Source organism: Allosphingosinicella sp. (assembly GCF_046295735.1).
Taxonomy (GTDB): Bacteria; Pseudomonadota; Alphaproteobacteria; order Sphingomonadales; family Sphingomonadaceae; genus Allosphingosinicella.
The window spans coordinates 37,509-49,276 of record NZ_JBKBMQ010000016.1 but is presented as its reverse complement, the minus strand read 5'-3'; the positions used below and the strand labels follow the sequence as shown (position 1 = coordinate 49,276).

Annotated in this window: 14 protein-coding genes; 10 read left to right on the top strand and 4 right to left on the bottom strand. The window is 66.7% G+C overall.

Annotated elements, in window-relative coordinates:
* The first annotated feature begins 66 nt into the window (after positions 1-66).
* Positions 67-402: a hypothetical protein gene (locus tag ACK4K7_RS14290; RefSeq protein ID WP_431867012.1), complete on the top strand. Its 336-nt coding sequence runs from the start codon at positions 67-69 to the stop codon at positions 400-402.
* 32 nt (positions 403-434) lie between these two features.
* Here ACK4K7_RS14290 and ACK4K7_RS14285 read toward each other — a convergent pair whose 3' ends face one another.
* The 4 genes from ACK4K7_RS14285 to ACK4K7_RS14270 form a co-directional block, all read right to left on the bottom strand.
* Positions 435-1,115: a hypothetical protein gene (locus ACK4K7_RS14285; RefSeq protein ID WP_431867011.1), complete on the bottom strand. Its 681-nt coding sequence runs from the start codon at positions 1,113-1,115 to the stop codon at positions 435-437.
* A gap of 41 nt (positions 1,116-1,156) precedes the next feature.
* Positions 1,157-2,644, bottom strand: a complete 1,488-nt coding sequence (locus ACK4K7_RS14280) for a hypothetical protein (RefSeq protein ID WP_431867009.1) — start codon at positions 2,642-2,644, stop codon at positions 1,157-1,159.
* Between the two features lie 103 nt (positions 2,645-2,747).
* Positions 2,748-2,966, bottom strand: a complete 219-nt coding sequence (locus tag ACK4K7_RS14275; RefSeq protein WP_431867008.1) for an AlpA family transcriptional regulator — start codon at positions 2,964-2,966, stop codon at positions 2,748-2,750.
* A gap of 77 nt (positions 2,967-3,043) precedes the next feature.
* Positions 3,044-3,505, bottom strand: a complete 462-nt coding sequence (locus tag ACK4K7_RS14270; protein ID WP_431867007.1) for a helix-turn-helix domain-containing protein — start codon at positions 3,503-3,505, stop codon at positions 3,044-3,046.
* 348 nt (positions 3,506-3,853) lie between these two features.
* Between ACK4K7_RS14270 and ACK4K7_RS14265 the strand changes: the two genes are divergently transcribed.
* The 9 genes from ACK4K7_RS14265 to ACK4K7_RS14225 are packed head-to-tail and all read left to right on the top strand — an operon-like array spanning position 3,854 to position 11,763.
* Positions 3,854-4,198 carry a hypothetical protein gene (locus tag ACK4K7_RS14265; protein WP_431867005.1) on the top strand — a complete coding sequence of 115 codons (345 nt, stop codon included), beginning with the start codon at positions 3,854-3,856 and terminating at the stop codon, positions 4,196-4,198.
* 26 nt (positions 4,199-4,224) lie between these two features.
* Entirely contained in the window at positions 4,225-4,512 is a 288-nt protein-coding gene (gene traL / locus ACK4K7_RS14260; protein ID WP_171128498.1) for a type IV conjugative transfer system protein TraL, read from the top strand.
* A 12-nt stretch (positions 4,513-4,524) separates the two neighbouring features.
* The gene (locus ACK4K7_RS14255) at positions 4,525-5,097 is read left to right on the top strand and encodes a type IV conjugative transfer system protein TraE (RefSeq protein WP_431867004.1); all 573 of its coding nucleotides are present in this window, start codon (positions 4,525-4,527) and stop codon (positions 5,095-5,097) included.
* Positions 5,097-5,855 carry a type-F conjugative transfer system secretin TraK gene (locus ACK4K7_RS14250; protein WP_431867002.1) on the top strand — a complete coding sequence of 253 codons (759 nt, stop codon included), beginning with the start codon at positions 5,097-5,099 and terminating at the stop codon, positions 5,853-5,855. The genes ACK4K7_RS14255 and ACK4K7_RS14250 overlap by 1 nt, the downstream gene beginning before the upstream one ends.
* Complete coding sequence (locus ACK4K7_RS14245; RefSeq protein ID WP_431867000.1) at positions 5,848-7,170, top strand: TrbI/VirB10 family protein; 1,323 nt, start codon at positions 5,848-5,850, stop codon at positions 7,168-7,170. The genes ACK4K7_RS14250 and ACK4K7_RS14245 overlap by 8 nt, the downstream gene beginning before the upstream one ends.
* Entirely contained in the window at positions 7,167-8,033 is an 867-nt protein-coding gene (locus tag ACK4K7_RS14240) for a DsbC family protein (RefSeq protein WP_431866999.1), read from the top strand. Before ACK4K7_RS14245 ends, ACK4K7_RS14240 begins: the two co-directional genes overlap by 4 nt.
* 5 nt (positions 8,034-8,038) lie before the next feature.
* Positions 8,039-8,794 carry a conjugal transfer protein TraV gene (locus tag ACK4K7_RS14235; RefSeq protein ID WP_431866997.1) on the top strand — a complete coding sequence of 252 codons (756 nt, stop codon included), beginning with the start codon at positions 8,039-8,041 and terminating at the stop codon, positions 8,792-8,794.
* Complete coding sequence (traC, locus tag ACK4K7_RS14230) at positions 8,794-11,364, top strand: type IV secretion system protein TraC (RefSeq protein WP_431866995.1); 2,571 nt, start codon at positions 8,794-8,796, stop codon at positions 11,362-11,364. The genes ACK4K7_RS14235 and traC overlap by 1 nt, the downstream gene beginning before the upstream one ends.
* Before the next feature lie 54 nt (positions 11,365-11,418).
* Positions 11,419-11,763, top strand: coding sequence for a hypothetical protein (locus tag ACK4K7_RS14225; protein ID WP_431866994.1), 345 nt, complete (start codon positions 11,419-11,421; stop codon positions 11,761-11,763).
* The last annotated feature ends 5 nt before the right edge of the window (positions 11,764-11,768 follow it).

The window sequence follows — 11,768 nt, the reverse complement described above, 5'->3', positions numbered from 1 at the left end:
GCGCAGTCTAGACGGAGAGCTTCCTTCGTTTCAAGCTAAGTGCCTGAATTGCGGGAGCGGGCGAGAATGCCGGAATGGACAGCCGTGCCGTTGGACTATGAGCCGGTGAGCGGCCAATCAGACGTCTTCGTCAAGGCGGCATCAACTATCGACGCAGACACCTTGGGCAAAGTCACGCCCGCGCCGACCACCGCACGGCAGGCCTATTTCCACGAGTATTTGAAGCGAATCTCCTGGCACTTGGGAAGCCGCTCGATTCCCATATTCCTCGACTTCAACGGCGACCGGCGACGGATGGACAAGGGCTGCATCGGACACGCGGTTGCGGCCGGCGTACTCAAGCCGCCCGTGAATGGCCCCGACGGGATCAGTCACGTCGAGCTGGCTGAGAGCGATACCTAACCCCGCGTCAGAGTGGCCAAAAATCGTGCGCGTCACTCCACGACAGGATAGTTCGGCATCGGCCATTCGTGGCCGGGGTTGTCCATCATCAGGTCGATGAAGATGGGCAGCAAGCATCCGAGCAGCGATGCGCCGTCGCGAACCTGGTCGCGGTTGACGTCGCTGTTCCAGGTCGCGCCGCCATGCACGAGCTGGTTGCGCAGGACATAGAGGCGGTCGAAGAGGATCGAGAGGATCCGGACCGTGTCGTGCTCGCGCAGCGCGTGATTGATAGCCGTCCGGCTGCGCTCTAGCTTCTCGGCCCAATCAGCATAGCCGGGCACGCCATTCTGATGCTGCCAGAACGGGTGGTAGACATAGCGATTGCCGAGCAGCAGCCGGATTTCCTGGCTGAACCGTTCCCAGACCATGTCGTAGATTCGGTGCCGGGAATCGAACTGGACGAGCGTCGAGAAGAAGGCCTGAAACAAGCCGCGCTCGCCCTCCGGGGCAGGGGAACTTGCCGAGGCCTCGATATCCCCGGCGTAGGCGGCATTGAAGCCGATCCACAGCAGGATGAAGCGGACGTCGAGGTCATTCGTCTCGGCTTGCGCTCGACGCAGCCATGACAGGGACCGGTGCACGCGAAGGGTCAGGGGCGTCGAAAACCCATCGCGGAGCCGCCGCTGCTTTTCTTTCAAACTATCGGGATGAAGAGGATCGCTGGAGAGCATCCGCCTAGCTTAGCCGGAAGTGAAGTCCCAGCAAGCGCGGCCTAGATTTCGCCTGACCGCTTGAGCGCCTCCAAGCTGCGAACGGTATCAGCTAGGCGCTTGAGCCCCGCGTCGCTGTCGATGCCACGAGAGCCAGTGAGAACGATGCTGACCTTGTGCTTGCATGTGGCCCGCAATGAATCTGCGGCGTCGAACAGCTTCTGCTTGAGAAGATCGGCGCCCATCTCCAGCGCATTCTCGAGATGCTCCTGCGAACGCAGCCCTTCGAGCGCCCGTTCGACGATCAGGCGCTTCAATTTCAGATCTTCCGCGTCGCCGATCATCTGCCCGAAGTCACCAGCAAGGTAACGCCCCCACTCGGAGGCCACGTCCTCGCGGGCTTGGCGTAACCGCGCCTCGTCGCTCTCAAGGCGGGGAGCGTTGCTGAGGCGATCTAGGATGCTCGACATTATTGATCCGGAGAGCGCGACCGCCAAGCACTCCTTGGCAACATAGCCCAAGAACGGGGCTACTATCGCGCGAGCGATCATCGGAGCGTACATGGCCTCGGCGGAGTCACAGATCTCGGCGGCCTTTTCCCGAGCCAAGGCGAACACCCAATCGGTGTAGTCGGCGTCGACCTCCTGAAGCAGGTCCCTCAGTCGGCCTACCCGCTTCTCGAGATTGGGCCGCCCCACGAACATTTCCGGCGGAAACCCGAAGAGCATCGCGATGCCGAGATTCAGCCGGTGTGTCTCGGGCGTATCGCGGATCTGCTCGCGCAGTAGTTCAAGGTCCTCGTCCGTAACCGGAGCGAGCTTCTGCACGTCCCCCGCCAGACCCCTGAGCAGACCTTCGAAGGCATCGAGGCGGTCGGATACGATTTGGTTATCCACCACGATGCGCTGCTTGAAGAAGCGGGCCGCGACCGCGCCTTCGCGTCCCATCCACTCGTCAAGATCGACGGGGCGGAGGAGCTTGATAGAGAGCTTCGGCAGGCTTGCGAACACCAACCGCTCTACAACCTCGTCATCCATCCTCGCCAAAGTCGCGTAGGTGTCGCGGACCTCGACCGCGGCGGCCATGATGGCGTCGCGCTTTGCTGGCTCAACTTCCGAACGCCGCGCGAAATAGTCCACGACCGTCCTGGCGGGATCCCTCGCCACCGTCAGCATATAGATGAGCTCGCGGTCGAACCGCAGGTCCCCGTTCACGCTCGCAAAGAGGATGAGTTTGGCCATCTCGCGAAACACAGCGGGAAGGGCCATCTGCCCTTCCAAGCGCTTGCACTGTATCACGCCGACCGGAACGCCACCCTTCGTCAGCAGCACGTCGCGACCTGCATCAGCGCCACGCACCATGAGCGCCGCATCATCCCAGATCCGTTCGACGCCAAGGGGCGCCGAACGCTTCGAAAGCGCATAACACAGGCGTTCGAAGTCCTCGTCGTCCAGACGAAGATAGGCGAAGCTGGCCAGCCCGGCGTCTTCGATTTCTGCCGGTTTGACCTTGGCAATTTCTGCATCGGCGGCGGCGCCGGAGATTATCATAGCTATTTCCACAAATTGCCGTTGTCGCGAGCTCTACGCACATCCGGTCAGGCGACCAAGCTTGCTCGGAGCAATCTGCGGCTTGACGCGAACACCGGTAGGTTCAGCCCGTGCCGGCAACGCTTCGGATCCAGTCCTCAATCTCGGACTCGACCCAAACGGTACATTTCGGGCCAAGCGAACGTGATCGCGGAAACCGGCCATCGCTCATGCGCTGATAGATTGCGGATCGCCTGAGACCGACCCGGGCCATCACCTCGGGCAACCGCAGGAGCCGCCCGGGCGCGAGCGGCGAAGAAGGGGCTTCGACCGACAGGGGCATGGCATCATTGCTCTGGGGAAAGGCATTCATTTGTCGTCCAGTCGTTTGCTAGCTCGGTCCCCTCTGAGGCAGATCGGTTAGCGGCCCAGCGACATCGCGATGTCGCGGCCCAGAAAGTCGTCGATATGCTTGGCCAGCATCCGCGCCACGAGCTGTGAGGTGCCGTTCGCCCAGCGCGGCCTGACGTCCTCCACCCTTCGGCCGAGAGTGCGCTCAAGGTGCGCTGGCAGGGCGCTGATGAACTCTTCGAGGAACTCGCCCATCTCGGTGCGCATCCATTCGCAGGCCAGGTCTTCCTGCCCGGTCAGCGCGAGCACGATGGTCGCGCGCGGACTCGCGCCGCAGGCCGCGAGGATGCGGGCTGCTTCATCGAGGCCGATCGGACGTTCGCCGCGCAGCACGCGCAGCAGGGTCTCGCGGTGCATGCCGACTTCGCGGGCGATCTGGTGCCGCGGCTTGTCGGCACACTCGACGGCATGGGCCAGGGTACGCGCGATACAGTCGTTCGCGTGACCGGTGGGGGACGTTGGTGGATGCATGACACGACTCTTCCGTTGGTGTGGTGAGTCGCAGGCATATCGCGAGAGCTATGCTGTAGGAAAACGAAAAGAACACATAGGGAACATCTCGTTTCTAGGCGAATCATGCCGAGACCGCGATTCGCCGGTGATCGCCGGCGCATCACACGGAGCTTTCCAGCGGTGAGTCCCTGCTAAGCGGCTGAGATCAGCGGGACCCTCCGCCAGCGCCTCTACCGGTTTGTCCATATACGTCCGCCGTGGCAGGCAATGCACTGGCACCTATTTCCTACAGCCGTTTCCTAGATGCATGTGGAACACACAGCGAACGAAAGGACGCTGCGTTCACCCCTCGAAGCGGAGCTTCACATGCAGTCTCTCAGCCTCCCCCGGCGCTTCGGCGCAAGCGGCCTCGGCCTCAATCGCGTTGGCAGGGCCGCCAACATTGCCATCCCCGTCGCCATCGCCGCACTCGCGACCGGAGCCGCCTATGCCGGCGCCGACACGACCTTCACCCCGGCGCTCACCAAGTTCACCGACTTCCTCGAAGGCTCGGGCGGCAAGATCATCACCGTCCTCAGCCTCGCGGGCGGCCTGATCGGCCTCGCCTCCGGGCGCTTCTCGCTCAGTCAGGTCGCGGTTCCCGTCGGCGTGGGCATCGGCGTGGGCACGGGTGTCCCGATCGTCACCTCGGTCGTGACCGCGGTCATCTGACGGTCGGGCAGGGAAGGCGCGTCGCCATGGCGGACCGGTACATCATTCCCCGTCGGCTCGACGATCCGGAGCTCATCGGCTTCTGGACCATCGACGAGTTCGCCGGGATGATCGTCCCCTTCACCTGGGGCATCCTCAGCCAGCATATCTTCATCGGCATCGTTGTCGCCTTCGGCGCCTGGTTCGCGCTGCGAAAGGCAAAAGCAGGACGCGCCAGCTCCTGGCTCACCCATGCCGCATATTGGTATCTGCCGGCCGGATTCCTGGGCCTCCGTGCGACGCCGCCTTCCCACTGCCGCCTGCTTGCCGGTTGAGGGGAGACACCCATGTTCGCCGACATTTCGCACGAGCGCCAGCAGTCGCTGCTGAGGCAGCGCAACCTGTTCGCGCTGACCAGTGCCGGCCTGGCCGTCGCGCTCGCCGTTACGACAAGCCTCGCCGCGACCCGTGACCGCGAGGTCGTGCTTCTGCCGACGCTGCCGAAGCAGCTGACGGTGAGCAGCGCCGGGGTCGAGGCCGACTATCTCGAGCTCGTCACCCGCGACACCGCGCTCGTCCTCCTGAACCGCAGCCCGGAGGGCCTCGACTACTGGATGAGCGAGATCCTCAAGCTGGCCGATCCGGCCAGTCACGGCCGCCTCAAGGCAGAGCTCGTCCGCATCGTTGAAGAGCAGCGCGGCTCGGACGTGACCCAGGCATTCGTCATCCGGACGATGACCGTCGATCCGAAAGCGCTCTCATCCGAGGTCACGGGCACGCTCAAGACCTTCGTCGGCGCGCAGGTCATCGCCAGCGAAGAGCGCCGGTTCCGCTTCAGCTGGACCTATCGGGGGCTGCGGCTCGCGCTCTCGGGCTTCGTCCAGCTGCCACCCCAAGACAAATCCAAGGAGGCCCAGTGATGGCTTACCAACGCAGGAGGCTTGCGCGCGGCGCGCTGCCCGGCCTGGCCGCGATGCTCGCGTTCACGAGCTTGCCGGCCCATGCGGCCGACCAGTTCAAGCAGGCGGCGGACGGCGCCGGCATCGAGTGCTCGGTCTCGGCCCGCGAGCTCACCCGCTTCGCGCTCGTCGGCGACCAGTTTGCGAGCGTGTCGAAGATGTCGACCGGCACGCCGTACAACGACTTCGCCGTCACCAACGAGCCCATTCGCGGCGACATCTACGTCTCGGTGCCCGAGACCTATGCGGCCGGGTCGATCAGCTTCTTTGCGACGACGAAGAAGGGCTTCGTCTACAAAGTCTCGTGCCGGGTCGAGCCGATTCCGGCGGCGCAGGTGTTCATCACCAATCCCGCGATCGCCACCAGCCAGGCCGCCGAATGGGAGAGCGAAACTCCGCTCGCGACCAGCGCTATCCGCCTGGTGCAGGCGATGGCGAACGACCGGACGATCGACGGCTTCGAGGTGCGGCAGGCGAGCGACCTCCCCGCCCGCGCCGGCGACCTCGAGATCCAGCTTGTCGCCGAATACCGGGGCGCGAGCCTCGCCGGCAAGGTCGTCCGGATCACCAACCGCGGACGCAAGTCCATCACGCTCGCCGAGCGCGACCTCGCGCCCCGCGACACCCTCGCCGTGTCGATCGTCAACCCGACGCTAGAGCCCGGCTCCAGCACGACGGCCTTCGTGGTCGGCACCAACGGGGAAAGCAGCCATGACTGACTTGCACGACAATCCCGCTCCGCTGCAGGCCGAGCCCGCCTCGCCGTCAGAAGTGGCCGACCTCAACGCCCGGACCGCGCGCCGGCAGAGGCTGCTGCTCGGCGGGATAGCCGCCGTCGCATTGGTCGGCGGTAGCTGGTTCATCCTCGGCGGCGACGAGGACAGCGCGTCCGACGACCCCCAGGCGGCGCAGACCATCGATACCGCGGGTCTCGTCAATCGCGACCTCTCGCAGCGCGAGTTTGTCGCCAGCTATGGCAACCGGCTCGACGCGGTGACGCGCGAGCAGAAGGCCCTCAGGGAATCCGCTGTCCCGCGCAGCGAGGTCGAGGCGCAGCTCGCCGCGCTCAAGGCCGAAAACCAGGCCATGCGCGTCGACGGGCAGGCCGCGATCGATGCGATCTCGGCCGAGAACGCAGACCTCAAGTCGCGGCTCGCCGGCCAGGCCTCCGCGCCCGCACCGGCAACGCCGCCCCCGGCCTATGGACCGCAGGCGGGCAGCTATGATGCGCGCGGAACCACCCCGCCCGCCACGGCGGCAGGCGGCGGCGAGGCGATGATCCCGTCTCCAGGAGAGGTGAAGCTGCTGAGCTTCACCAGCGAGAAGGCCGGCGCGACCGGGCTTCGCGCGGCACGCCCGGAGGCGCCGCCGGTCGTGATCGAGGACTCGCCCGATTACCTCCCGCCCAATTCCTATGCCCCGGCGCGGGTGATCGTCGGCGTCGACGCCTCGGCAGGGGTCGCAAGCCAGACCGATCCGCTGCCTGTCGTACTGAGGATCACCGGGCCGGCGCGGTCGGTGATGCAGAATGGAAAGGTGCTCACCACCCGAATCCAGGGCTGCGTGGTCAATGGCGCGGCGCGCGGCGACCTCTCCTCGGAGAAAGTCTATGTGAAGCTGGCCCGCATGACCTGCGACCAGCCCGGCGGCGGGGTGGCGGTGAGCGAGGTCAAGGGGTTCATCAGCTTCGCCGGCAAGTCCGGCGTGCGCGGGCGGGTCGTCAGCCGCGAAGGCAGTCTCGTCAGCCAGGCGCTGCTCGCCGGCATCATCGGCGGGTTCGGCCGCGGCTTCTCGGCCAACGCCAACAGCCTCTTCTCCGGCATCACCACCAACCCCGACGGCACGCGCGGCCAGCTCACGCCCGGCGAAATCGTGACAGGCGGGCTCGGCCAGGGCGCCGCCGACGCCGCCGACACGGTCAGCAAATATCTGATCGAGCGCGCCGAACAGTACCAACCCGTCGTCGAGATGCCGACCGGCATCGATGTCGAGATCGTGTTCCTCGACGGCGTCTACGTGAGGAATTCCCAGTGACAGATGCACCCAACAAGCCCGCACGCCGCTGGCTGCGCCCTGCGGCCGGACTCGCCGCCGTCGTCGCCGTCTCCGCCGCCACCGGCTGGGGCGTTGCCAGCCTCGCCGCGCCGACGGCCGCTCCCGACACCGCCACGGTGCGCGCAGCGCTCAAGCTCAGGCTTCCGAAGACGCCGATCGATGCGATCGACTGCTCCGGGCTCGGTGGGCTGTGCGAGGTCGCCTCCAAACAGACGCTCTTCTACGTCGACCGGGCGACCAAGTATCTCGTGATCGGCCGGGTCTACGACATGGAGGCGCGCCAGGATCTGACCGCCGCGCGGCTGCTGGCGCTCAACCCGGACCTCCTGACCGCCGGCGCCGCACGCCGCGAAGCCGGAGAGGACGAGCGGGCGCAGCAGCGTGCCAGCGTGCCTACGCGAGTCTCGCTCGCCGGGCTGCCGGCGAACGGGGCGATCACCTGGGGTCCGGCGGACGGGCCGAAGGTGGTCGTCTTCTCCGACTTCAACTGCAGCTACTGCAAGAAGCTCGAGGGCGAGCTCAAGGGGATCGGCGCGCGGGTTGAGGAACGCCCGATCTCGATCTTCGGCGCGGAAAGCCGCCAAGTCGCCGAGCAGGTGCTCTGTTCGCCCCGGCCGGAGATGTCGCTGCGCATGGCCTATTCGGGCCTAGCGCTCGCCAATCCCAAGCCGTGCGACACGAGCGGCCTCGACGCCAACGAGGCCTTCGCCAAGGCGCACGGCTTCGGCGGAACGCCAGTGATCGTGCGGCCGTCCGACGGCGCCGTGCTCGAAGGCTATCGCCCCGCGGCCGCGCTGCGCGAATTCCTCCGCGCCGCTCCCCGCCAGACCAGCAAAGGATGACTTCCATGCCTTACCCCAAGCGCCTCATCGTCGGCGCAGGCCTCGCGGCGGCGCTGAGCGGCTGCACCACATTCGGCACCAATATCCAGGGCGAGTTCACCTGCCGCGCGCCCAAGGGCGGCTGCGCGCCGAGTCACGTTATCGACGCTGGCGCGACCGCCGCGCTCGAGCAGGCTCGGTCCTCGCCCGAGCTCGCCCGGATCCGGGCCGAGGTTGCGGCAGGCGACACCGGCCGGACGTCGGAACGCACGCTCAAGATCGTGTTCCCGGCGCATGTCGACGAAGCCGGAACGCTGCATGACGAAGCCGTCGCCTGGGCGGTCGTCGAAATTCCGCGTTGGGCCGCGGAGCTGCGCCGCAAGCCCGGCAAAGAAGCCGCGCCGCCGCTGATGCGGCAGCTCGGCCGGCAGCTCAAGGCTGCCCAGGCTGCAGATGACTCTGCCGTAAAGGAAAGCGGCGACGAGGCCGATGCCGATCTCGGTTCGCCCTTCTCGCCGGCTGCCTCGCCCATTCCCGATTCCCCCGTTTCCTCGCCGCTGGTCCTCCCCTCCACGGCGCGCGAGGCCGTCGCCGGTGCCAAGGCACCGGCGGTCGAGGGGTTCGACATGTCGTCCCCCCTGCATGATCGGACCCCTCGGCCTGGCGGCGACGCGCCGCTGGCGTACCCGAGTGTCGAAGCGATCGAAGCCGCCAAAGCCCCAAAGGGCAGCGACAACGCCACGACCTCCGCGCCCGCGCCGGCGGACAAGGAGCCCAAGTGATGGCCGAGCGGCTGAACACGATTCTGGACCGCGTGCTGACCGGCCTGCTCGGCGACGCCGAACATGCCGAGAAAGGTCGGCCGCCGCTGATGCTCGACATGCTGTCGGACTGGCTGCCGTACCGCGTGTTCGACCCGGCGAGCCGACTCTATTTCAACGCGCGATCAAAGGGGTTCATCCTCTCGGTGACCCCGCTGATCGGCGCCGACGAACGCACGGGCGAGATCCTCGGCGCCTTCTTCTCCGAAGGCCTGCCGCCCGGCGCCTGTCTGCAGGTGCTGCACCTCGCGTCCCCGCGCATCAGCCGGATCGTCGCGCCGTGGTTCGCGCCGCGCTACGTCCAGGGCGGGGTCTATGAGGCGATCGCCCGCCACCGGGCGAAGCGGCTCTACGGTCTCGTCTGGGAGTCGGGCTCGGCCGACGCCCCGTTCCACGCGCGCCATCATCAGGTGATCGTCTCGGTCGGCGTCCCCGCGACCAAGGGCGTCGGCAACGAGGAGCTCAAGCAGACCCGCGACGGGCTGGTCGCGATGCTGAAGTCGCTCAATCTCGGCGTTGCCGAGGTCGGCCCGGAGCAGCTGATCGCGCTTGTCGACGATCTCACCTCGCCGACGACGGCGCCGCAGGACGACGCGGTGCCCTACAATCCGAACGATCCGATCGCTGCCCAGGCAATCCGCCACGACATCGAGCTCATCGTCCACGAGGACCGGATGCACTTGCGTACCGAGCGCTTCCGCCCGACCGGCAGGACGAACGAGGGCGTGCCGGAGATCGGCACCGTCTATCCCGACGCGTTCGACGTGCGGCACTTCGCGGTCCGCAACATGCCGCAACGCTGGGCGCCGTGGGAATGCGCGCGACTGATCGGCGACCTGTTCACGGACAAGCTGCGCTTTCCATGCCCGGCCGCGACGATGCTGTGCCTCGTCTATCCCGACCAGGAGGCCGCCAGCGCCAAGGCCGGCTTCAAGTTCATGCGCACGACCAGCCTCGCGGGCACCAGGAGCGCGCGCTTCCTGCCGCGCATCGGTGAGCAGGCCGCCGAATGGCAGCACGTCCAGGCCGAGCTCCAGGAAGGCCGCCGGCTCGTCCGCGTGTTCTATGGCATCACGGCCTATTCGCCGCTCGGGTCGGCTGACCGCCACGAGCGCGCGATCAAGTCGATCTACAAGGCCGCGGGCTGGGATCTCGCCGACGAGCGATACCTGCAGGTCCAGGGCCTGCTGGCGGCCATGCCGCTGACGCTCGCCGACGGACTCGGCGCCGACATGGAGCGCCTGAAGCGCTTCAAAACGGTGCTGTCGACGACCGCCGCCAACATCGCGCCGATGCAGGGCGAATATCTCGGGAGCGCGCAGCCGCACCTGCTGTTCGTGGGCCGGCGCGGCCAGCCCTTCTTCTGGTCGCCATTCGAGAACGACGCCGGCAACCACAATGTCGCGATCTGCGGCAAGTCGGGCTCCGGCAAGTCGGTGCTGCTGCAGGAGATGTGCGCGGCGCTCCGGGGCGCGGGCGCGCAGGTCGTGGTGATCGACGACGGGCGCAGCTTCGAGCATTCGGTAAAGCTCCAGGGCGGCCGCTTCGTCGAGTTCACGATGAAGGCGGGCTTCTGCCTCAACCCCTTCTCGATGATCGACGCGGCCCGCGCCGAGGAGGACGAGGACTATCGTCTCGACTGCTTCGGCATGGTCAAGGCCATCGTCGGGCAGATGGCGCGGCACAGCCAGAAGCTGAGCGACACCGAGCGCGGGCTCATCGACCGCGCGGTCAACAGCGTGTGGAGCGAGCATGGCGTCGCGGCGACGATCACCGGCGTCGGCGAGGCGCTGGCGGCACAAGGCAACGAGACAGCGTCCGACCTCGCGACCGCGCTCGCGCCCTACATGGCCGGCGGCACCTACGGCGCCTTCTTCGAGGGCCAGGCGAGTCTCGCGCTCGATGCCGACTTCACGGTGTTCGAAATGTCCGACCTAGCGAGCCGCGAGGAGCTGCGGGCGGTCGTGCTCTCGGCGATCATGTTCATGACCAGCCAGGCGATGACCCGCTCGCCGCGCCAGGTGCGCAAGCTGCTGCTGATCGACGAGGCCTGGTCGATGCTCAAGGGCGGCTCGATGGGCGAGTTCGTCGAAACCTACGCCCGCACCTGCCGCAAGTACGGCGGCGCGCTCGCCACCGCGACCCAGTCGCTCAACGACTATTACAAGTCGGACGGGGCGACCGCCGCGCTCGAGAACAGCGACTGGATGCTGATCCTCCAGCAGAAGCCCGAGACCATCGCCGACTTCAAAGCCAGCAAACGCCTCGACATGGACGACCGCACCGAGACGCTGATCCGCAGCCTCAAGCGCTCGGGCTCCGACTATTCGGAGGTGTTCATCAAGGGGCCGGAGACCGAGGCGATCGGCCGGCTCGTGCTCGACGACTATTCGGCGACGCTGTTCTCGAGCTCGCCCCAGACATTCGCCGCGATCGATGCCGAGATCGCCCGCGGCCACCAGCTCGCCGACGCGATCGAGCGGATCGCCTTTGCCGGCCGCACCTCAATCCACCCTCAAGCAAGGACCTGAAAACCCATGTCACTCCACCTCGTCACACCCTCCGAACCAGCGCAGGAGCTTGCCGTGAAGGACGATCTCCCGCCGCCCGGCAAGGGCTGGCGCGGCCATGCCGCCGACACCTGCTACATCCTCCTCAAGGCGGGGGGCTTCCTGGCCACGACCTACCTGATGACGCTCGGGCTGCCGCTCCTGTTCTTCCTGATGATCTCGGGCGGCGACGTGGAGCTGTTCTTCGCGCAGCTCGCCAATTTCGCCGACCGCTTCCTCGGCGCCGATCCCGACCGCCAGGTCGGCTTCGTGAACGAGCTCAAGTTCGGCCTCATCAGCCTCGCCACGCTGGTCGCGTGCCTGCGGCTGCCCGGCTTCCTGTGCGAGGTCAACGAAGGACTCCGGGAGGAAAGGCCGTGAAGAAC